Source organism: Clostridium thermobutyricum DSM 4928 (genome assembly GCF_002050515.1).
Taxonomy (GTDB): Bacteria; Bacillota; Clostridia; order Clostridiales; family Clostridiaceae; genus Clostridium; species Clostridium thermobutyricum.
This window is the reverse complement of the sequence record NZ_LTAY01000024.1, coordinates 1-20931: the sequence shown is the minus strand read 5'-3', so window position 1 is coordinate 20931 and position 20931 is coordinate 1. Positions and strand designations below refer to the sequence as shown.

Sequence of the window (20931 nt, the reverse complement as noted above, 5' to 3'; positions counted from 1 at the left end):
ATAACAGTATAGATCTCTCTATACTGTTATATCACAAATTTATTTCCAATTGTATTATTTTTTACAATTTAGAGCTTTTTTAGATATTTCTATAATATCTTTACTAGTTAATCCATATTTTTCTAAAAGTTGATTTGGTTTTCCGCTTTCTCCAAATGTATCTTTAACTCCAACTTTTAATACTGGTACAGGATAATTTTCAGTAACAACTTCTGCTACAGCAGATCCTAATCCACCAATTATATTATGTTCTTCTGCAGTAACTATAGCCCCAGTTTCTTTTGCAGCTTTTATTATTAATTCTGAATCAATTGGTTTAATAGTATGAATATTTATAACTCTTGCATTGATTCCTTCTTCTTTTAAAACTTCACTAGCTTCTAAAGCAGCATCTACCATAATTCCTGTAGCTATAATAGTTAAGTCATCACCTTCTTTTAAAGTAACTCCTTTTCCTATTTCAAATTTATATTCTGGTCTATCATTTATTACATTAACAGCAGCTCTTCCAAGTCTTACATAGCAAGGTCCATTCATTTCAGAAATTGCTTTTATAGCAGCCTCAGTCTCAACTGCATCTGATGGGTTAATAACTGTCATATTAGGAATACTTCTCATTAATGAAATATCTTCAATTGCTTGATGAGAAGCTCCATCTTCACCAACAGTTAATCCAGCATGAGTTGCGCATATTTTTACATTTAATCTTGGATAGCATATTGAATTTCTTATTTGCTCAAAAGCTCTTCCTGCAGCAAACATAGCAAAAGTACTTACAAATGGGATTTTTCCACATGTTGAAAGACCAGCTGCAACTGCCATCATATTTCCTTCTGCAATCCCCATATTGAAGAATCTTTCTGGTGCTACACTTTTAAAATCTGCTGTTTTAGTTGATTTTGAAAGGTCCGCATCTAAAACTATAACATCTTTATTAGTATTTGCTAAATCTTTTAAAGCTTTTCCATAAGCTTCTCTAGTTGCTATTTTACTCATTATTTTAATCCTCCAATTTCTGCTATTGCTTGTTCACATTGTTCTTTGTTAGGTGCTGCTCCATGCCATCCAGCTTGGTTTTCCATAAATGAAACCCCTTTTCCTTTTACTGTTTTACATATAATAGCTGTTGGTTGACCTTTACAAGCTTTTGCTTTTTCTATTGCTTCTAGAATTTCATCATAATTATGTCCGTCTATAACTAATACATTCCATCCGAAAGCTTCAAATTTTTTATCTATTGGAGAAGGATTCATAACATCTTCTATGTTTCCATCTATTTGTAATCCATTAAAATCTATAAATATAGTTAAATTATCTAATTTGTATTGAGCTCCAGCCATAGCTGCTTCCCATACTTGACCTTCTTCTAATTCTCCATCACCAAGTAATGCATAAACTCTATTTTCTTGACCATTTATTTTAGCTCCTAAAGCCATTCCAACTGCTGTTGATACGCCTTGCCCTAATGAACCTGTTGACATATCAACTCCAGGTACATCATTCATATTTGGATGTCCTTGTAAGTTTGAATTAATTTTTCTTAAAGTCATTAATTCTGCTGGATCAAAGAATCCTCTTCTAGCTAATGCACTATATAAAACTGGTGCTGCATGCCCTTTTGAAAGTACAAATCTATCTCTATTTTCCATTTTAGGATTTTTAGGATCAATATTCATTTCATTGAAATATAATACTGTTACTATATCAGCTGCTGATAATGATCCTCCTGGATGACCTGATGCTGATTCTGTAAGCATTTCAACAATATCTTTTCTAATAATTTTAGCTGTTTCCATAAGCTCTTGTTTATTTTGTTTCATTCTTTAATGTCCTCCTAGCTTTAATTTAACTTTTTATAGATTATTTTTTCTTTTCTATAAGTTATTTTAACATATATTACGCTCTTTGTATATACTATTAAACCTACTTTATATCATTTATATATCACATTTCATTCTTTAGTATACTCTATTATTAATAGCATATGTTTTAAAGTCTATTTAATCTAATTGTTTACATAATATATATTATATTTAATATATTTATTATGTTTAAATTCAAATTAAAATATTTAATAAGTAATATAATATATATTACTTTTTCGCAAGATTTGAATTTTTCTTCATGTAAACATTTAAAAATTTATTAATTATAAAATAAAAACTACCTTAATATTTAAATTAAAGTAGTTTTCAAATTGATAAAATCTATTCATTTATAACTTACAATAATGATTATAAATAATTCATATTCTCTATTATTAAATTCCCTTTAGTTAAAACTTTATCTATTATTATCTACATATATATTAATTCTTTAAATAATAATATATTCTAAAAAATCACCTCGTTAAGCAAATTTCAAATCTTATTTGCTTTTATGCTTAACGAAGTGAACTTCATAAAAATTATCTTTTTCATAATTTAAGCAATATAGCTTGTACGTCTTATATTAAACTTAAACTTATTAACAAAGATTTATTTACCTTTTTCATATCTGCATCAGTCATATGTCCAATTTTTTCTTTTAATCTTTTTTTATCTAAAGTCCTAACTTGTTCTAAAAGAACAACAGAGTCTCTATTTAACCCATATTCTTCAGATGAAATTTCTACATGAGTAGGTAACTTAGCTTTATTAATTTGTGAAGTTATAGCTGCAACAATAACTGTTGGACTATATCTATTTCCTATATCATTTTGTATTATTATAACGGGTCTAATTCCACCTTGCTCCGAGCCAATAACCGGACTTAAATCGGCATAGAATATATCCCCTCTTTTTACAACCATAGTCGCCATTTAATTTATCACTCTCCGCAAAGCCAGTTTTCATAATCATTAACTTCTTTTAATTCATCATCAGTCATCATTGCCATTTCTAAATTTAGAAATGCCATTTCTTGATACCCTTCTTTCATTTCTATTTCAGTCTCTTTAGTAAAAGGGCTATCAATATATAATATTAAATCATTCTCACTATGTTTACTTTTTTTTCTTTTAAAACATTTTTTATTCAACTGTTTTGAGCAAAACATCTTTTCCCCCCCTATATATAAGAGCCTTTATATAAGAAGTATATCTATAATTCTGTTATTTTGTCAAAAACTTATTAATAATTTAATATCTTATAAGTAATGTCTTGTTGAGACAATACTTTCATTTATTTTGTATACTCTTGGAACTCTTTTACCAATCATACATAAAATTTCATAGCTTATAGTATCTATTTCTTTTGCTATATCATCTGCATTATATTTACAATTTTCAGTTTCTCCAAGTAATATAACTTCATCCCCAACTTTAACTGAATCTAATTCACTTACATTTATCATACACTGATCCATACAAATTCTTCCTACTACCGGAACTAATTTATTATTTATTATAACCTTAACTTTTCCTGATAAAAGTCTTGTATAACCATCTGCGTAACCAATTGGTAATGTAGCTATTTTTTCAATACCTTTTGTTACATATTTTCTACCATAACTTATGTATGTTCCTTCTTTTACTTCTTTTAGATGAATAACATGACTTTTTAATGTTAATGCTGGCTTAATTTTTATTTTTTCTTTATTTACTTCATTTGAAGGATAATATCCATATAATATAATCCCTGGTCTTATTGCATCATAATAATATTCTTCCAAATCTATTATTGTTGCACTATTAGCAACATGCTTGATTCCTACGTTTATATCTCTTTTTTCTAATTGATCTACAGTCCATTTATACTTTTCAAATTGTTCTCTTGTATAATTTTTATCAGCTTCATCTGCAGTTGAAAAATGAGTAAACATACCTGTTATTTCTATACCATCTAATTTACTTATTTCTTCTATTGCATTTATACTTTCTTCATTAGGAATAAAACCTATTCTTCCCATACCAGTATCTAAAGATATGTGAATTTTAGCTTTTTTTCCTAATCTTAAAGCTGCTTTTGACAATTCTTTTGCATAGTTTAAATCAAATACTGTTTGTTCAATATCGTAGTTTATTATATCATCAGCAAAGCTTATTGGAGTATATCCTAAAATTAATATAGGTACATTAATTCCTGCTTCCCTTAATTCGATAGCTTCTGTTATTACTGCTACTGCTAATCTATCTGCTCCGTTTTTCAATAATACTGGAACTACATCTAAAGCTCCATGACCATAAGCATCGGCTTTTACAACTGCAATTATTTCTTTATCTTTTGCAACTCTTTTTATTTCTTTTATATTATTTTCAATTGCTTTTAAATCTACTTCCGCCCAAACTGGTCTTATATTTTTCATCTTATACACCTCTTGCTACTAACATTTATCTTTTTTATTAAACTCTCTGTATTCTATTTTAACTCTTTCTTTTCCGTTTACATCAAAAATTTTTATCAACATAGGTACTTTTTCTTTTTTATTTACATAAAAAACTGCCTTATCTAAGTGCTGATTATTAGAAATAATATCAATACTAACTTTTATATATTCCAAATCTCCCCATTCTAATGATTCATTTTCTATTTTAGTAACTGGATTATTAAGAAGATTATTAATTATTGCTAATACATAGAAGCTATCAGTATCTTTTTCTAAATTATATTCTTTTCCATCTTTATATTTCATTATAATAGAATCTTTCTTATAGGTTTTAACTAATCTATCACCAAATTCCATAACAGGATCATGATTTTTTGAATAATGAAGTTTAGCTTTTTCAACATATGATCCTCTAGTATTCGTTATTGTGAACTCTACTATACTTTCATACTGCTCCATATTTTTTATTGAATCTATAATCTGTTCATTAGTTGGTGAAACTTCATTCCTAAAAAATACTATTAATCCTAGTATAAATATTGGCAATATAATTATACTTCCTATTTTTAGTTTCTTTTTTAGATTTTTGTTATCATTTTTCTTAAATTTTTCTAGTAAACTCATTTGTCCCCCATTAATTAATGCTTCTTTATAGTAATATTAATCAAATGAGGAATTTATTCTAATTTTCACATAATAAATCTTCTATTATTTTAGGTAAAACATTTATTATGTCTCTTGCACTTACAGAATACATTTTTTTACCTATAAAATCACTAGAATAACCATGTATATATGCTCCTAATAACGCAGAGTCAATTAAACTTAATCCTTGTCCAATTAAAGAAGCTATAATTCCTGTTAAACAATCTCCCATACCACCTGATGCCATTTTGCTACTTCCAGTTTTATTTATATATACATACTCTCCATCTGTAATTATTGTATTATACCCTTTCAATAACAATATTACATTATTTTCTTTTGCAAATTTCCTACTTATCTCTATCTTGTTATCTTCTATTGATTTTATATCTTTTCCTATTAGTCGACTCATTTCTCCTAGATGAGGAGTAAGAATAGATCTATTTTTTATATAATTTAAAAGATCTTTATTCTCACTTAAAATATTTAATCCATCTGCATCAATTACAAGTGGACATTTCGTTTCTTTTATGCTTTTATATAACACCTCTTTTGCTTCATTGCTTCTTCCTAAACCTGGACCACAAGCAATAACATCAAATTTGTCTAAACCACTAATTTCATATGTACTTTCATACTCTTTAACCATAGCTTCTATTACCCTACATTTAAGTATTGAAGCTATATCTTTATTTGTAATTAGTGTTACTAAGCCACTCCCAGTTCTTATAGCTGCTTCAGAAGCTATATAAACTGCTCCAACAAAGTCTTTACTACATCCAATTATCCCCACCTTTCCAAAGTCACCTTTGTGGCCTAATTTATCTCTTTTTTTGATTTTATCTATATAAGCTTCTCTAGGAAGTATATATACTTTTTCTGAATTTTTTTCTTTTAATTCTTTTGGAATATCAATATTTATTACATTAATTTCGCCTACGTTAATAACACCCTCATTATGTATAAAGCCTCTTTTTAAACATTCAATAGTAAAAGTTTTATAAGCTTTTACACAAGTCCCCAATGCTTTTCCTGTATCAGAATCCATTCCAGATGGAATATCTATTGAAAATACTTTTTCACTTTTATTAATTATACTTATTACTTTTTTATATATTCCATCTATATTTCTATTTAAACCTATTCCAAAAAGAGCATCTATTATTAATGTGTCTTTGTCTATTAACCTATTTAAATTTAACAGATCTTCTTCTGATTTTAAATGACAAATGTCAACTTTCATATTAATTAGTATATCTAAATTTATTTTAAATTCACTAGAACATTTATCTAAATTTCCTACAATAAAAATATGTACTTTTTTATTAGATAATATTAATTTACGTGATATTACTAATCCATCTCCACCATTATTTCCAACACCAGCTATTATAACAAATTTTTCACCTTCATTTTTAATATAATTTGCTATTCTTTCTCCTGCATTCTCCATTAATACTATTGATGGAATTTTAAAGCTTTCAATTGCCTCTTTTTCCATTTTTTTACAGGAACTTTTTCTAAAAATCTCCATAAAAATTACCTCTCTATGACTGCAAATGCTATTGCTGATGTTTTATTATGTGAAATAGTGACATGAACTACTGCATTTTCTAAATTGAATTTTTTTAATATATTCTCGCTTAAATTTACAATTGGCTTTCCATTGTCATCTCTTAATATTTCTATTTCTAATAAACTAAATCCTTTAACACCAGTTCCTAAAGCTTTACTTATAGCTTCTTTACTAGCAAAATTTCCAGCTATAGTTTCAGCTTTCATATTCTTTAATTTAAAATATTCTATTTCTCTTTCTGTAAATAATTTAGCTAAGAAGTTTTTTGTCCTAAATACTGCTTTTGATATTCTATCTATTTCAATTATATCATTTCCTATTCCATAAATCATATAATCAACTCCTTCTCAAAACTATTATAACCTAAGTTAAGCTAAATTTATAATCATATCCTTACTTCAGCAAAATCATGCACACATTCATCAATAAATTCACCAGCTATATCTATTAAATGTAATGGTGAAACTTGATTATCATAAAGCATAACTAAAAGTGCTCTTACCTTGTCCTCATCTGGTGAAATTAACTCTACTGAATCTTTAAATGAATCAATCTCTTCTGTTCCTTTAAAATCAATTCTTTCAATTTCAATTCCATAAACTACTCTTTTATTTACAACATTTTCAATCAATTTATAAAAATATTTTCTCTCAATTCCATTAGTTACTCTTACAAATACAAAATTCTCTTTTATCATACTATATTCCCCCTCAATAATCCTTTAATTGAAATATACCATATTTCTAATAGATTTTATGTCAAACGGTGATAGCTAAAAAAATTTTTTTTCCTTTAATTCTTTTAAACTTATATATTTTTTTCTATCTTTCACCATATTATTATTCTTTTATTTTCCACTTTCAGTATTAGTTTGTCGAAAAATAATTTTTTATATAAAATGCTTATTTTTCTTTTGAATAATGTTATAATATTTTTATATAACGTAAGGAGGTTGCAACATGTCTATATTAGTATGTGGAGGAGCCGGCTATATTGGAAGTCATATGGTAGCCGAACTTCTTGAAAATGGAAAAGATGTAGTTATTTTAGATAATTTAGAAAAAGGTCATAAAGATGCTATTTTAGGAGGAAAGCTTTATATAGGTGATTTAAGAGATAGAAAAATATTAGATAAAGTTTTTTCTGAAAATAACATTGAAGCTGTAATTGATTTTGCTGCTTATTCTTTAGTTGGTGAAAGTATGACTGAACCACTTAAATATTTTAATAATAATGTATATGGGACAATAAATCTTTTAGAAGCAATGAAAGATCATAATGTTAAATACATTGTATTCTCATCTACCGCTGCAACTTATGGTGAACCAGAAATTGTTCCTATAACAGAAGATTTAAAAACACTTCCAACAAATGCTTATGGAGAATCAAAACTTTTAGTTGAGAAAATATTAAAATGGTGTGATACAGCTTATGGAATAAAATATACTACTTTAAGATATTTTAATGCTGCTGGAGCACATATTAATGGTAAAATTGGTGAAGATCACTCACCTGAAACTCACCTTATCCCATTAATTCTTCAAGTTGCACTTGGTAAACGTGAAAAAATAATGATTTTCGGAGATGATTATGATACTAAAGATGGTAGCTGTATAAGAGATTATATACATGTTTCTGATTTAGCATCAGCACACTCATTAGCTTTAGAAAGATTAATGAATGGTGGAGAAAGCAGAATTTATAATTTAGGTAATGGTACTGGTTTCTCAGTTAAAGAAATGATTGAAAAAGCTAGAGTTGTTACAGGCCATCCAATTCCTGCAGAAGTTGCTCCAAGAAGAGCTGGAGATCCTGCCACTTTAATAGCTTCAAGTAAAAAAGCTATGGAAGAATTAAATTGGAAACCAAAATTTAATTCAGTAGATACAATAATAGAAACTGCTTGGAATTGGCATAAAGCACATCCAAACGGATATGAAAAATAAAAATTTAGGAGTAAGCAAAATGCTTACTCCCATTTTTTTTCTTCTTCTAATACTGAATTTAATTCTACTCCAAATATAAAAACCATAGATGTAATATAGAGCCATGTCATTAAAATAAAAACTGTTCCTAAACTCCCATATATTCTTGAATAATTAGAAAAATTATTTACATAATATGAAAATCCAGCTGATGCAATTAACCATCCAAGTGTACTAGTTATAGCTCCTGGTAATACATCTCTAAACCTAACTTTTTTTGCTGGAGCTATTTTATATATAATTGCAAAAACAACTATAAGTATAACAATAATAACAAAATGTCTAAGTACATTCCATAAAAATGCTACAATATGCTCAAATGGTAATGCCTCATTTAAATATCTTCCTATTATTTCTCCGAATACAGACATTAAAAGTGTAGAAATAACTGTTAACGCTAAAGCAATTACTCCTAACATTGCAATTATACATCTTGTTATAAAAGACCTATTTTCTTCTATATCATAAGCTCTATTAACTCCTTTTATAACGCCTCTAAATCCAGTTGAAGCTGTCCAAAGAGTAATTATAATAGATACCCCTAAAATTCCTGTATGTTGAAAATCTACTACTTCAATAATAGTATTTTTAGTTAAATCTACAACATTAAGTGGTAGTACTCTTTGCAACCACATCAAAACTTCTGATGAACTTAAATTACTAAATCCTATTAATGTCATCAAAAAAATAAGGAAAGGGAAAAAAGATAATATTAAATAATATGCTAGTTGTGCTCCTGATGCAAAAATATCATCATTTTTAACTTTTACAATGAGATACACTAAAGTATCAATTATTGATTCTCTTTTTATTTTTCTTCTCATATCTTCACCATTTAATAGTTTTCTTTCATTTTATTACTTCTTTTGAATTATATTATCATATGTACATGCTATAAGTAAAATAACATTTACTTCTTAATTATTGTATAATATGGTAACATATTATTAATAATTATTTTTTTAAAGGAGTTTTTATATGATTTATACACTAGAAAATTCAAATATAAAAATTACAGCAAGTCCTTTTGGTGGAGAACTTCATAACTTAACATCTAAAATTGATGGAACAGAATTTTTATGGAATGGAAATGAAGGGTTTTGGAAATATCATGCCCCTATACTTTTCCCTATAGTAGGTAAAGTTAAACATAATAGATATATAGCTGAAGAAAATACTTATTCATTGCCTCAGCATGGTCTAGCAAGAATTTCTGAATTTAATATGATAAAGAAAACTGATACTTCAATAATTTTCTCTCTTCTATATTCAAATAAAACTTTAGAGGTTTATCCTTATAAATTTGAACTTCAAATAAGATATGATTTAATTGAAAATGGAGTAAAAGTAAGCTATAAAGTAATAAATAAAGATTCAAAAGAAATATTTTTCTCAATAGGTGCACATCCTGCCTTTATGTGTCCTATTATGCCTGAAGAAACAATGAATGATTATTATTTTGAATTTAATAAAAAAGAAACTTCATCCCTTTTAACACTTAATGCCGAAGGATATTTCTCACATGAAAGATTACCTTATTTAAATAATGAAAATATAATAAATTTAAGCAAAGAAGTCTTTAAAAATGATGCATTAGTATTTGATAACTTAAACTCAAACAAAATTTCATTAAAATCAAAAAATCATAATAAAAGTTTAACTATGGACTTCACTGGATTTCCATATATGGGATTATGGTCTAAACCAACTGGTGCTCCATTTGTATGTATTGAACCTTGGTTTGGTCATTCTGATTATGAAGATTTTACTGGAGAATTTAAAGAAAAAGAAGGAATTCAAAGTCTTAATATAGATGAAGAATTTAATTGTTCTTATACTATTACAATAACAATATAAATATATATTTTAACAAAATGGTGCATAGAAAATTTATTAAATTAAATTTTCTATGCACCATTTTGTTAATCTACTTTAATTTTTTATATTTAAATAAATATTATTTTTAATATATCAAATCTTATTCTAAAATTTTAATACCACTCTTTAGGCAATATATTTTTATATTTATAATTGAAATATCTATCATCTATTAAAAGAGCTCTTCCCCTATCTTCTTCTGTTCTTATAACTCTTCCAACAGCTTGCATAACTTTATTAATTCCAGGATAAATATAAGAATAATCAAAACCTTTATCTTCAAAATATTCTTTTATTATTTCTCCTTCAATCGAGATTTTAGGAAAACCAACCCCTACAATTATAGTTCCTATAAGCTTTTCTCCTGGTAAATCTATTCCTTCTGAAAACATACCTCCAAGAACTCCAAGTCCTACAATATTTTTTTCATTTTCAAATATTTCTATAAATCTCTTTTTATCTCTATCGGACATATATTGATCTTGAACCATTAAAGTCATATTATCAATACTTTTTATTTCTTCAAAAGCTATATCTAAATATTCATATGATGGAAAAAATACTAGATAATTTCCCTTTTCCTCTAAAATAAATTTTTTTATTTCATCACAAACCCTACTTAAAGTTCTCTCTCTTGCTTTATATCTTATATCAATTCCTTTTTTTATAACTTGTAAATTATTTTTATCAAATGGACTTTCTAAATTTAATCTATAAGCTTCTCTTTTTCCTACTATTAAGTCCATATAATAACTCATAGGTGTTAATGTTGCAGAAAAAAGCACATTTCCCCCAGTCCCTTTCAATATATTTAATAATTTTTCAGAAGGATTAACACAAAATAATTTAAGAGTTATATCATTTCCAGACTTTTTTACATAAGTTACATAATCATCTCCATATATTTCTCCTATAGATAAAAATTTATTTATATCAAAATATAATTGAAGATATTCCTCTATAAATTCTTCTGCTTTATATTTAGCAAGACTCTCTTCACTTTCACTCATAAATCTTCTTAAATGTCTAAATATTTCTCCTGGAGGTTCTTTTGTGTTGAAATTATCCTTCTCAATCTCATCACATTCTTTTCTTAGCTTTATAAAACAATCATTTATTTTTCCTAGAATTTTATATATATTTATATCTTTTCCCTTTAATTTTTTTCTTAAATTCATTACAGATTCTTTATTAAGTGAAGCAGAATACATAGATCTTCCTCTATCTACCAAATTATGACATTCATCAATCAAAAGTATTTTTCCTTTGTCTTCATCATCCTGAACTCTTTTCAAAGCTACTCTAGGATCAAACATATAGTTATAATCACAAATTATACAATCACACCATCCAATTAAATCTAAAGATAACTCAAATGGACATATCTCTAATTTTTTACTAATTTCTATAATATCATCACTATATATATGATCTCCTTTACCTAAAAATTCTTTTATTGCTTCTTTATTTTTATCATAATATCCTCTAGCATATATACATTCCTCTGGATTACAACTAACTTTATCATTTAAGCAAATCTTTTCTTTAGCCATTATAGATAAACTTCTAAAATATAACCCCTTATCTCTCAACACATTTAATGTATCTTCCGCTACTTTTCCATTAACTCCTCTTGCTGTTAAATAAAATATCTTTTCTCTACCTAATGCTTCAATAGCTTTTATCGCAGGAAATAATGTTGATATAGTTTTTCCTATTCCAGTTGGAGCTTTTATAAAAATAGTTTCTTCTTCTCTTATAGTTCCATAAGCTGATCTTGCTAATTTCAATTGTCCTTTTCTGTAATTTTCAAAGGGAAATTCCATACTTCTTATTGTCAAATCACGCTTTTCTCTATATGTAGTAAGAAGATCAAAATAAATCTTATATTCCTCTAATATACTTAATATATATTTTTCAAGTTCTTCAAAAGTAACCTTTCTCCTAAAAATTTTAGTTTCTTCTACATCTAATTGATAATATGTAAGTTGAATATCCATTTCTTTCAAATTATTATCTAACGCATAAATAAATGCATAAAATTTTAATTGTGCCCAATGCGTCTCATTATCATCTTTTATATCTTCTAAGTTTTTATAAGTAGATTTAATTTCTTCAATAATAACATTATTACCTTCTATTATTATTCCATCAGCTCTTCCATCTACTTTTAAAATAAAGTTTCCTAAATCAAATTCTGATTTTAAATAAACTTCCTTATCGTATTTTTTATAGAAATCCTCATTATTCTTCTGAACTTTTTGATGAGCTCTAGTTCCTTCTAATGCTCTTTTATTAGTTATAGATGTGAATCTATTATCTATACTTCCACTTTTGAGTATAAATTCTACAAGACTTCTCACAGATTCTTTTATAAAAACTTTACTCATCACAAACCTCCATTATTTTAATTATTTATATTATAACCTACTCATAAAAGTTACGTAATCAGTAATTTTAAACTTATTTTGTTCTTAATAACTTATCTTATATGAATTTTTCTCTTATTAACTTCCAAATTAATTTAAATTTTCAAATTATTATATCTATCTAAATAATCCAATATTATAACTTATAAATTTCCTATTTAAATTAAGAAATTAACCCATAAATCTCCTAATTTTATAGTGTTACAGTTAAGAAAATGAAAAAAGAGTAAAATTTAATATTAAATTTTACTCTTCTATATAATTAATATTTTTTATTTATTATGCTGTTCTTTCACTATTTTTTGAACTAATTTTTTTATAACACTCGCTTGAGCTATTAATGATAATACAAACATAAAAGTTTTTATTTTATCCTCTTCATCTGTATTTAATTTAAGTTCTTTTACTAAATTATCCAATTTTTCATCAATATCATTTGAAGAAGCTAAAAAGGAATCTAAACTTTCTTTTTGAGTTTCTGAAAAAACTTTATATGCAGTTTCCCAAGATATTATATCATCCGTTCTGTCGTTTATGTTATTAAAAGCAAGACTAAAAACTTTTTTAATTTCATCTGTAGTTAAAATTGGTCTCATATAACTTAAAAGAACTAATTGAACTAGATGAAGTTTAGTATAGCCTCTTTTTTTTCCGTCTTCTGGTTTAGTTATAACTTCACTCTTTATGTAATTTTGTACTATATTATTTGTATATTTATCTTCAGTAAATTTATCATTTAAGTAATCAATTACTTGAGATAAGAATAAATCATATTTTGGTAACTCATCATAAGCTATCATGCTACTTCTTGACATCTCTTCTGTCAGTTCAGCAATATAATCTGAATTTATTTTCATAGTCACTATATCCACCCTTACTTTCTTTTCCCTATTTATAATATTATTATATAGTTTATATAAACCTTTTACAAGTTAATTTTATCATTATTTTCTAATTTTTATCTTCTCTTATAACTCCATAAAATTACAATTATTATTGTTTTTTATAATTATTTTTTCGACTTTTATATATTTTATCCAATTCGATAAAATATATACATTTATTTATTAAAAAGCTATTTTTAGTATATATATGCTGGTATTTATTATTAATTTTTGAATAAAATTAGTTAATAATTTTTTAATTTGTAAACTATTGACATTAGTATTTTTTGGTAGTATATTATAACTGTAGTATTTATTATTATTTTTTGTAGTTTATTAAATGTTAACATTTATCTGTTGACTTTAAATTACAGTTTTGGTAAGATAACATAGTGAAATGTCGAAACTTGTAGGATAGATACACAATTTAATTTTAGGAGGAACCTTTATGAAATCAACAGGAGTAGTAAGAAGAGTAGATGAATTAGGAAGAATAGTTATTCCAATAGAGTTAAGAAGAACTCTTGACATAGCAGAAAAAGATGCATTAGAAATATATGTAGATGGAGAGCAAATCATATTAAAAAAATATGAACCAGCTTGTATCTTCTGTGGTGATGCTAGAGACGTAGTTAACTACAAAGGTAAAAATATCTGCAAAAACTGTTTTGCTGAACTTAAAAAATAATCTTTTTATAAAAGATAGTTACATATGATTAATTTGGTTGATTAAAGCTGATGCATAAGCATCAGCTTTTTAATTTAAATATTTGTATTATAAAAAAATATTTTTATAAACTTAAAATTCTATATTAATTACAAACCTATATCTTATTGTATTTGCTCATTATAGATATATTTTACAGACAAATAAATATAAATTAAAACTATTCTTTCTCTCTATTTATCTTTTGTGTTATTTATAACATTTCTATTAGTATTATATTTCAGTTGAATATTTATATATTACGCTTTTAGGTTCTTTTCTATCTTTAGCAACCATTTTTATTGCATCTTTTTTTGAAAACCCATCATTTATATATTTTCTTATATGATCTTCTATTGTTAAGTGTTCCCATTCCTCCATTTTTTCTTTTTCAAATTCTTCTTCTGTTTTACCACTAACTACAAGAACAAATTCTCCTCTTGGCTGATTTTCTAAAAAATATTCTTTAACTTCAGATATTCTCCCTCTCTTTATTTCTTCATGAAGCTTAGTTAATTCTCTACATGCAGCCATTTCCCTATTTCCTAAGTTTTCTTGTAAAAATGTTAAGGTACTAATTAATCTATGTGGTGCTTCATAAAATATCAAAGTTTCTTTCATTTCTTTTATTTCTTCTATAAGTTTATTTCTTTCTTTATTTTCTCTTGAAATAAATCCTCTAAAAGCAAAAGCTGAACTATCTAATGCAGAATATATTAAAGCAGTTGCAAAAGCAGTTGCTCCTGGAAGAACTTCAAATTCGATTCCATCTTCAACACACTTTTTTATAATAATGCTTCCAGGATCTGAAATTCCTGGCATTCCAGCATCACTTACTAATGCTATTTTCTCTCCATTTTTTAATCTATTTATTATTTCCTCACTTTTTCCTTGTTCATTGTGCATATGATAGCTAATTAAAGTCTTTTTAATATCAAAATGATTTAATAACTTTAAAGTTTGCCTTGTATCCTCTGCTGCTATCACATCAGCTTCTTTTAGAACTTCTAATGCTCTTAAAGTTATATCTTTAAGATTTCCTATTGGTGTTGGAACTAAATATAATTTTCCATTATTCATTTACATCCCTCCCATAAATTTTATTTATTTCATCTGAAATACTTCCATCTTCATTATATACATATAAGGGTGCATCCCATTTCAAAAATGCCCCTCCATCTCTTTGGCCTTCAACTAATACAATATTAGGAGCTTTTCCTAATTTTGGATGAACCATTTGTATTCTTTTTGGTTCTATTTTATATTTACGCATAAGTGTGATTATATCAGCAAGCCTTTCTGGTCTATGAACCATATATATTCTTCCATTATCCTTTAATAAAATTCTACTAGCTTCTATGACATTCTCTAAATTACACATAATTTCATGCCTTGCAATAGCTAATTTATCAGAAGGATTTACTATTCCTGCATTATTCAACTTATATGGTGGATTTACTGTTATAACATCTGCCTTATCAATATTTTTAAGAGCTTTCAAATTTTTTAAATCCTCACTTATAAATGATATGTTATGAGTTGTATTTAAAGCTGCACTTCTATTAGCCATATCTACAAATTCACCTTGAATTTCTATTCCTAAAATATCCTTTGGTGAATATTTTCCTTCTAATAAAAATGGTATTATTCCCGTACCAGTACATAAATCTATAACTCTATGCTTTTTTTTTACATTTGCAAAATGCGATAAAAGTACTGCATCTACTCCAAACTTAAATCCATCTTTTTTTTGAATAAGCATAAGACCTTTTAATTGTAAATCATCTAAATTTTCATCTTCTCTAACAAGCTTATTATCCACTACTAAACTCCTTATGTTATTTAATATTTTAATTATTCTTTTAATTATACATTAAAGCATTTTACATAACAATACTATAACATATTCAATCTATTTACTATCAATCCTTAATCATCAATGTAATATTTGCACATTTAATTACTACTATAATTCTTTTCTATATTAGTATTATATATAATAAAAAAGGTTTATGTCTTTTATTATAAATTGACATAAACCTTTTTTAATCATATTACTTTTTATAGTTATTGTAAATTATAATATTCTTCTAGCAGCATAGAATGACCATAGTGGCATAACACTTACATTTGAACCTGTTCTAGGCGCATTTATAAAATTGTTATTTCCAACATAAATTCCAACATGTCCTGCACTTGTAAATACCAAATCTCCTGGTTGTAATTGTGATCTTGAAACTGGAGTACCTACATTAATTTGATCATAAGTAGTTCTTCCAATCCATCTTCCAGTTACTTTTTTATAAACATAACTTGTAAATCCTGAACAATCAAATGAATTTGGTCCAGTAGCACCCCATACATAAGGCTTTCCTAAGTGTTTATATGCTTCATTTAAAACAGCCTGTGCTGTAGCTTTGTTCGCTGATGGAGGAGCTACATTATTACTACTTCCACTACTATTGCTTGTACTATTTCCGTTACTTCCTCTATTAGCTTCTTGTTCTGCTCTAGCTTGTGCTTCTTGTTCTGCTCTAGCTTGCGCTTCTTTTTGACTAATTAATCTTTTTCCATTAGCTATAGCATCTTGTATTTCTTGCTTAACTATAGGACTTTTAATCTGACTATTATTTAAATCTGTTATTTGAGATATAGCACTCTTTAAATCACTTATTGAACTTGAATTGTTATTTAATACAGAAAGTTGTCCTGAAACAATTTCTTTCTCATATCTTGATAAGTATTTTTTATCAAACTCTTTTTGCGCTTCATTAGCTTGCTGTCCAATAACTTCCTGTTCTGATTTTAAATTTTGAAGATTTTCAAGTTCTTTTTCATTTTTTGTTTTTAAATCTTCAACTTTTTTTGTTTTTTCCTGTAATGATTTTACTTGATTATCTAAATTTTCTTTATCATTTTTTAATGTCTCTACTATATTTTTATCAGTTGTTATTATTCTTGTTGCAACTTCAATTCTATTTATTAAATCACCAAAGTTATTCGCACCAAATATAAGATTTACATAACTAAATTCTCCACCTGATTTATACATATCACTTAATCTATTACCAAGAACTTCTTCTTGCTTAGATATTTTCTCTTTAGCTTGTTCAATTTCTTGTTGAGTATTTTCCATTTGCTTTTGTAAATCTGATATTTCTTGTTTATTATTTTGAACATTAACAACTAATGGTTCTATTTGTGAATTATATGAATTAATCTTTTCTGTTATCTTAGCTATATTTGCTTGCATTTCTGCATATTGATCTTGAGCAGCTTGTACTTCTTTATTAACTGGCTCAGCATTAGCTGTTATTGTCGGTAGTACTACATTTAATGTCAATGCCGCCGCAACTATCGCAGCTATTATTTTTCTTTTCATGAGTCAAACGGTTCCTAAGAACCTCCCCCCCTTTCAAATTGTGTGTTTTCCCCTAACACATATTTTATTATATCATTTAAGAAAATTATGAACAATATTATTTCTGACAATTATCTTACATTTTATAAATTTCAAGTGTTTTTTTATTAAATTTAGTAATTTTTTATTAATTTTATAAAATTTATTGATAATGTTTTCATTAAGAGTAATACTAATTTTTCTAATTAATATCACAAATTATTTTTTACAATTTCCTAACCAATATGAACATATAATTTTATTGGCCATATATATATAATATCACAAAAATTTCATTTTTGTAACCTTTTTTAAAAATTTATTAATACGATTGACTTTTATATAATTTTCACATATACTATATAAGGTAGTCAACGGGGTGTGGCGCAGATGGTAGCGCGCATGGTTTGGGACCATGAGGTCGCAGGTTCGAGACCTGTCACCCCGACCATTTAAGAACTTATCAAAAGATAAGTTCTTTTTTTAATTTTATTTCTAAATAAATATATAAGTAGTATAAGTATATATTTTTAATAATATATACTTGTAAAATATATATTAGTTCATATGTAAGTTTATAAACTCCTCATAGAAATTCTTTATTATTCTTTATGAGTTATATTCTCTTTAAACTCATCTTCTGATTTAATTATGGCTTCTATATCTTTATCTCCTTTACCTGCTGCTTTACATAAGGCTATTATAACTATTAATATTATTATATAAAATAAGAGAAATACTATCATTATTTACTCATTCCTTCCACTTTATAATATCTCGCTTAAATATTTTCTAATTAAAAGTATTTCCATTTTAATTAATAATAATCATATTCTATAGTATAATAATATATAAGTTTATTTAAGGGGGGATAAATATGATACTTAATAATATAAAAGCTGCAATATTTGATTTGGATGGAACTTTAATTGATTCATTAGGAATCTGGCATAAAATTGATATAGAATATCTTAAATCTAAAAATTTATCTGTTCCAGAAGATTTACATAAAGATATAGGCCACTTAAGTTTCTATCAAACAGCAGAATACTTTAAAAAAAGGTTTAATATACAAGACTCAGTAGAGACTATTATGAACACATGGAATGACATGGCATTTAAGTTTTATTCAACCTCTACACCTTTAAAAAATGGAGCTAAGGAATTCTTAGAGTATTTAAAATATAAAGGAATAAAAATAGGTTTAGCTACTAGTAATTCAAATCTTTTATTAGAAGCAGCTCTTAAACAAAATGAAATTTATAATTTATTTGATTCTATAACAACTACTTCTGAAGTAGATAATGGTAAAGATAAACCTGATGTCTATTTACTTTCTGCTAAAAAATTAAATGTTTCACCAACAAATTGTATTGTATTTGAGGACTTATTAATTGCTATCAAAAGCGCCAAGAGTATAGGAATGAAAACAATAGCTATTGAAGATATAGAGTCTATAGATGATAGAAATGAGCTTATCAACATTTCTGATAAATATATATTAGATTATATCGAATTATTAAAGGAATTGTCTATAAACACTTAATATAATACAACGGCTAATCGAGTGATTTTTTCTAAGTTATTATAAAACCTATCATTATATATTAAATATTTAATATATATCAATTAAACAACATATAAATTCATATATATAATAAAAGTGTGAACTAATAGTCTTATCTACTATCAGTTCACACTTAAAAATAAGAAAATACTAGTTTCTAACAACTCCGTATTTAGCTTCTAATTCTTTAATTGTATCCATGTATTTCTTTTCTTGTTGTTGTTGCATAAGTTGCTGAGTGACTACTTCTTTAACCTCTGATAATTCTTTTATTTTAGCATCATGTTTAGCTTCAACTTTTATTAAGTGATATCCAAATTGTGTTTGAACAGGAGCAGTTATTTCATTTAATTCAGCTTCAAAAGCAGCTTTCTCAAATTCTGGAACCATCATACCCTTTCCAAATTCACCTAAATTTCCACCTTGCTCTTTTGATGGACAACTTGAGTATTTTAGAGCAGCATCTTCAAAAGTTATTTCTCCTGAAGTTATTTCTTCTTTTATTTTTTTAGCTAACTCTTCACTATCAACTAATATATGTTTAGCAGAAACTTTAGCTTGTTCTGCAAATCTTTCCTTATTAGCATTGTAAAATTCTTCTATTTCTTTATCAGTAATTGATATTTCTGACAAAACTTTATTCATTGTAGCTTGAGTTAAAATTTCTTTTTCTAAACGAGCTACTGTTTTCTTATACTCTTCAGTTTCATTAATTTTTAGATCTTCACCTAATTTATTGAATAATTCAAAATGAATCATTTGCTCTAATAATTGTTTTCTTCCTGCTTCACTTTCTACCATTGATTTTCTTTCTGCAGGATATTTTGAAATTATATCATTTAATTCTTGTTCAGTAATTTCATATGAACCAACTTTTGCTAATACTTTATTTTCCATTTTAAATTCTCCTTTATCTTTATCTTGCTTATATATTTATTATTGTATCAATATAACTATAAAATGACAATTATATTTAAGATTTTATATATATTATCCACATATTTTTATAGTTTTGAAACATTTATCCACAAATTCTATACTTTTTTATAAAAAAAAAGATGCTCCCACTGAACATCTTCTCTCAATTTGGTGGAGGTAAGGAGATTCGAACTCCTGACCCCCTGCGTGCAAGGCAGGTGCTCTCCCAGCTGAGCTATACCCCCAAAATTGTATGGTGGCTCGAGCTGGAATCGAACCAGCGACACGAGGATTTTCAGTCCTCTGCTCTACCGACTGAGCTATCGAGCCATACAATGTACCTAGCAACTTCCTACTCTCCCACACAGTCTCCCATGCAGTACCATCGGCGTTATAGAGCTTAACTTTCCTGTTCGGAATGGGAAGGAGTGTTTCCTCTATGCCATCATCACTAGATATTCAGAAATTTATTGTTCTCTGAAAATTGCACATCAAATTCTGTTGATATTTTTATTGGTCAAGCCCTCGATCTATTAGTATTAGTCAGCTGAACATGTTACCATGCTTACACCCCTAACCTATCAACCTTGTGTTCTTCAAGGGATCTTACTAGCTTACGCTATGGGAAATCTAATCTT

General features: G+C 26.5%; 21 protein-coding genes, 3 tRNA genes and 2 rRNA genes. 5 read left to right on the top strand and 21 right to left on the bottom strand.

The window, feature by feature from the left end; all coding sequences use genetic code 11:
• Positions 1-54 precede the first annotated feature (54 nt).
• The 9 genes from CLTHE_RS03400 to CLTHE_RS03360 all read right to left on the bottom strand — a co-directional run bounded on the left by CLTHE_RS03400 (position 55) and on the right by CLTHE_RS03360 (position 7223).
• A complete protein-coding gene (locus CLTHE_RS03400; RefSeq protein ID WP_143324024.1) occupies positions 55-999 on the bottom strand; it encodes a transketolase family protein in 945 nt (314 codons plus the stop codon).
• A complete protein-coding gene (locus CLTHE_RS03395) occupies positions 996-1820 on the bottom strand; it encodes a transketolase (protein WP_080021996.1) in 825 nt (274 codons plus the stop codon). Before CLTHE_RS03395 ends, CLTHE_RS03400 begins: the two co-directional genes overlap by 4 nt.
• A gap of 626 nt (positions 1821-2446) precedes the next feature.
• Complete coding sequence (locus tag CLTHE_RS03390) at positions 2447-2800, bottom strand: type II toxin-antitoxin system PemK/MazF family toxin (RefSeq protein WP_002596661.1); 354 nt, start codon at positions 2798-2800, stop codon at positions 2447-2449.
• A gap of 8 nt (positions 2801-2808) precedes the next feature.
• The gene (locus CLTHE_RS03385) at positions 2809-3036 is read right to left on the bottom strand and encodes a hypothetical protein (RefSeq protein WP_002596660.1); all 228 of its coding nucleotides are present in this window, start codon (positions 3034-3036) and stop codon (positions 2809-2811) included.
• 90 nt (positions 3037-3126) lie between these two features.
• Positions 3127-4284 (bottom strand): alanine racemase, encoded by a 1158-nt coding sequence (alr, locus tag CLTHE_RS03380; protein ID WP_080021995.1) that lies wholly within the window; start codon positions 4282-4284, stop codon positions 3127-3129.
• A gap of 18 nt (positions 4285-4302) precedes the next feature.
• Positions 4303-4929: a germination lipoprotein GerS-related protein gene (locus tag CLTHE_RS03375; RefSeq protein WP_080021994.1), complete on the bottom strand. Its 627-nt coding sequence runs from the start codon at positions 4927-4929 to the stop codon at positions 4303-4305.
• Between the two features lie 58 nt (positions 4930-4987).
• Positions 4988-6484, bottom strand: a complete 1497-nt coding sequence (locus CLTHE_RS03370; RefSeq protein ID WP_080021993.1) for an NAD(P)H-hydrate dehydratase — start codon at positions 6482-6484, stop codon at positions 4988-4990.
• A gap of 5 nt (positions 6485-6489) precedes the next feature.
• Complete coding sequence (acpS, locus tag CLTHE_RS03365) at positions 6490-6858, bottom strand: holo-ACP synthase (RefSeq protein ID WP_080021992.1); 369 nt, start codon at positions 6856-6858, stop codon at positions 6490-6492.
• A 53-nt stretch (positions 6859-6911) separates the two neighbouring features.
• Positions 6912-7223: a DUF6514 family protein gene (locus CLTHE_RS03360; protein ID WP_002596655.1), complete on the bottom strand. Its 312-nt coding sequence runs from the start codon at positions 7221-7223 to the stop codon at positions 6912-6914.
• A 262-nt stretch (positions 7224-7485) separates the two neighbouring features.
• On the opposite strand from CLTHE_RS03360, the gene galE reads away from it, so the two are divergent.
• A complete protein-coding gene (galE, locus tag CLTHE_RS03355) occupies positions 7486-8472 on the top strand; it encodes a UDP-glucose 4-epimerase GalE (protein WP_002596654.1) in 987 nt (328 codons plus the stop codon).
• Positions 8473-8495: 23 nt separating this feature from the next.
• Here galE and CLTHE_RS03350 read toward each other — a convergent pair whose 3' ends face one another.
• Positions 8496-9335: a YihY/virulence factor BrkB family protein gene (locus CLTHE_RS03350; protein ID WP_080021991.1), complete on the bottom strand. Its 840-nt coding sequence runs from the start codon at positions 9333-9335 to the stop codon at positions 8496-8498.
• Between the two features lie 154 nt (positions 9336-9489).
• Here CLTHE_RS03350 and CLTHE_RS03345 point away from each other — a divergent pair, with 154 nt between their 5' ends.
• Complete coding sequence (locus CLTHE_RS03345) at positions 9490-10368, top strand: aldose 1-epimerase family protein (protein WP_080021990.1); 879 nt, start codon at positions 9490-9492, stop codon at positions 10366-10368.
• Between the two features lie 134 nt (positions 10369-10502).
• Here CLTHE_RS03345 and CLTHE_RS03340 read toward each other — a convergent pair whose 3' ends face one another.
• Together CLTHE_RS03340 and CLTHE_RS03335 are read right to left on the bottom strand one after the other, a co-directional pair.
• Positions 10503-12779 (bottom strand): helicase C-terminal domain-containing protein, encoded by a 2277-nt coding sequence (locus CLTHE_RS03340; protein WP_080021989.1) that lies wholly within the window; start codon positions 12777-12779, stop codon positions 10503-10505.
• Positions 12780-13090: 311 nt separating this feature from the next.
• Positions 13091-13675, bottom strand: coding sequence for a DUF1836 domain-containing protein (locus CLTHE_RS03335; protein WP_002596650.1), 585 nt, complete (start codon positions 13673-13675; stop codon positions 13091-13093).
• A 475-nt stretch (positions 13676-14150) separates the two neighbouring features.
• Here CLTHE_RS03335 and CLTHE_RS03330 point away from each other — a divergent pair, with 475 nt between their 5' ends.
• On the top strand, positions 14151-14390 hold the full coding sequence (locus CLTHE_RS03330) for an AbrB/MazE/SpoVT family DNA-binding domain-containing protein (protein WP_002596649.1): 240 nt from the start codon (positions 14151-14153) through the stop codon (positions 14388-14390).
• Between the two features lie 252 nt (positions 14391-14642).
• On the opposite strand, the gene rsmI is transcribed toward CLTHE_RS03330, so the two are convergent.
• The 3 genes from rsmI to CLTHE_RS03315 form a co-directional block, all read right to left on the bottom strand.
• Positions 14643-15488: a 16S rRNA (cytidine(1402)-2'-O)-methyltransferase gene (rsmI, locus tag CLTHE_RS03325; RefSeq protein WP_080021988.1), complete on the bottom strand. Its 846-nt coding sequence runs from the start codon at positions 15486-15488 to the stop codon at positions 14643-14645.
• The gene (locus CLTHE_RS03320) at positions 15481-16170 is read right to left on the bottom strand and encodes a tRNA1(Val) (adenine(37)-N6)-methyltransferase (RefSeq protein WP_242945612.1); all 690 of its coding nucleotides are present in this window, start codon (positions 16168-16170) and stop codon (positions 15481-15483) included. The genes rsmI and CLTHE_RS03320 overlap by 8 nt, the downstream gene beginning before the upstream one ends.
• A 315-nt stretch (positions 16171-16485) precedes the next feature.
• Complete coding sequence (locus CLTHE_RS03315; protein ID WP_080021986.1) at positions 16486-17790, bottom strand: C40 family peptidase; 1305 nt, start codon at positions 17788-17790, stop codon at positions 16486-16488.
• 393 nt (positions 17791-18183) lie between these two features.
• Here CLTHE_RS03315 and CLTHE_RS03310 point away from each other — a divergent pair.
• Positions 18184-18259: transfer RNA gene (locus CLTHE_RS03310), tRNA-Pro, on the top strand.
• Positions 18260-18410: 151 nt separating this feature from the next.
• Here CLTHE_RS03310 and CLTHE_RS16640 read toward each other — a convergent pair.
• Positions 18411-18554: a hypothetical protein gene (locus tag CLTHE_RS16640; RefSeq protein ID WP_002596645.1), complete on the bottom strand. Its 144-nt coding sequence runs from the start codon at positions 18552-18554 to the stop codon at positions 18411-18413.
• Positions 18555-18688: 134 nt separating this feature from the next.
• Between CLTHE_RS16640 and CLTHE_RS03305 the strand changes: the two genes are divergently transcribed.
• Entirely contained in the window at positions 18689-19354 is a 666-nt protein-coding gene (locus tag CLTHE_RS03305; protein WP_080022017.1) for an HAD family hydrolase, read from the top strand.
• A gap of 171 nt (positions 19355-19525) precedes the next feature.
• Here CLTHE_RS03305 and CLTHE_RS03300 read toward each other — a convergent pair whose 3' ends face one another.
• The 5 genes from CLTHE_RS03300 to CLTHE_RS03280 all read right to left on the bottom strand — a co-directional run.
• Entirely contained in the window at positions 19526-20272 is a 747-nt protein-coding gene (locus CLTHE_RS03300) for a peptidylprolyl isomerase (protein WP_080021985.1), read from the bottom strand.
• 190 nt (positions 20273-20462) lie between these two features.
• A tRNA-Ala gene (locus CLTHE_RS03295) sits at positions 20463-20538 on the bottom strand.
• Positions 20539-20547: 9 nt separating this feature from the next.
• Positions 20548-20623, bottom strand: a tRNA-Phe gene (locus CLTHE_RS03290).
• Between the two features lie 9 nt (positions 20624-20632).
• Positions 20633-20749 (bottom strand): 5S ribosomal RNA (gene rrf / locus CLTHE_RS03285).
• 57 nt (positions 20750-20806) lie between these two features.
• Positions 20807-20931, bottom strand: a 23S ribosomal RNA gene (locus CLTHE_RS03280); the annotation flags it as partial.

Excerpts from the sequence above, each read along its gene's own strand:
- CLTHE_RS03395 (WP_080021996.1), bottom strand. The coding sequence starts at position 1,820 with ATGAAACAAAATAAACAAGAGCTTATGGAAACAGCTAAAATTATTAGA.
- CLTHE_RS03390 (WP_002596661.1), bottom strand. The coding sequence starts at position 2,800 with ATGGCGACTATGGTTGTAAAAAGAGGGGATATATTCTATGCCGATTTA.
- CLTHE_RS03385 (WP_002596660.1), bottom strand. The coding sequence starts at position 3,036 with ATGTTTTGCTCAAAACAGTTGAATAAAAAATGTTTTAAAAGAAAAAAA.
- alr (WP_080021995.1), bottom strand. The coding sequence starts at position 4,284 with ATGAAAAATATAAGACCAGTTTGGGCGGAAGTAGATTTAAAAGCAATT.
- CLTHE_RS03375 (WP_080021994.1), bottom strand. The coding sequence starts at position 4,929 with ATGAGTTTACTAGAAAAATTTAAGAAAAATGATAACAAAAATCTAAAA.
- CLTHE_RS03370 (WP_080021993.1), bottom strand. The coding sequence starts at position 6,484 with ATGGAGATTTTTAGAAAAAGTTCCTGTAAAAAAATGGAAAAAGAGGCA.
- acpS (WP_080021992.1), bottom strand. The coding sequence starts at position 6,858 with ATGATTTATGGAATAGGAAATGATATAATTGAAATAGATAGAATATCA.
- CLTHE_RS03360 (WP_002596655.1), bottom strand. The coding sequence starts at position 7,223 with ATGATAAAAGAGAATTTTGTATTTGTAAGAGTAACTAATGGAATTGAG.
- galE (WP_002596654.1), top strand. The coding sequence starts at position 7,486 with ATGTCTATATTAGTATGTGGAGGAGCCGGCTATATTGGAAGTCATATG.
- CLTHE_RS03350 (WP_080021991.1), bottom strand. The coding sequence starts at position 9,335 with ATGAGAAGAAAAATAAAAAGAGAATCAATAATTGATACTTTAGTGTAT.
- CLTHE_RS03345 (WP_080021990.1), top strand. The coding sequence starts at position 9,490 with ATGATTTATACACTAGAAAATTCAAATATAAAAATTACAGCAAGTCCT.
- CLTHE_RS03340 (WP_080021989.1), bottom strand. The coding sequence starts at position 12,779 with ATGAGTAAAGTTTTTATAAAAGAATCTGTGAGAAGTCTTGTAGAATTT.
- CLTHE_RS03335 (WP_002596650.1), bottom strand. The coding sequence starts at position 13,675 with ATGAAAATAAATTCAGATTATATTGCTGAACTGACAGAAGAGATGTCA.
- CLTHE_RS03330 (WP_002596649.1), top strand. The coding sequence starts at position 14,151 with ATGAAATCAACAGGAGTAGTAAGAAGAGTAGATGAATTAGGAAGAATA.
- rsmI (WP_080021988.1), bottom strand. The coding sequence starts at position 15,488 with ATGAATAATGGAAAATTATATTTAGTTCCAACACCAATAGGAAATCTT.
- CLTHE_RS03320 (WP_242945612.1), bottom strand. The coding sequence starts at position 16,170 with ATGCTTATTCAAAAAAAAGATGGATTTAAGTTTGGAGTAGATGCAGTA.
- CLTHE_RS03315 (WP_080021986.1), bottom strand. The coding sequence starts at position 17,790 with ATGAAAAGAAAAATAATAGCTGCGATAGTTGCGGCGGCATTGACATTA.
- CLTHE_RS16640 (WP_002596645.1), bottom strand. The coding sequence starts at position 18,554 with ATGATAGTATTTCTCTTATTTTATATAATAATATTAATAGTTATAATA.
- CLTHE_RS03300 (WP_080021985.1), bottom strand. The coding sequence starts at position 20,272 with ATGGAAAATAAAGTATTAGCAAAAGTTGGTTCATATGAAATTACTGAA.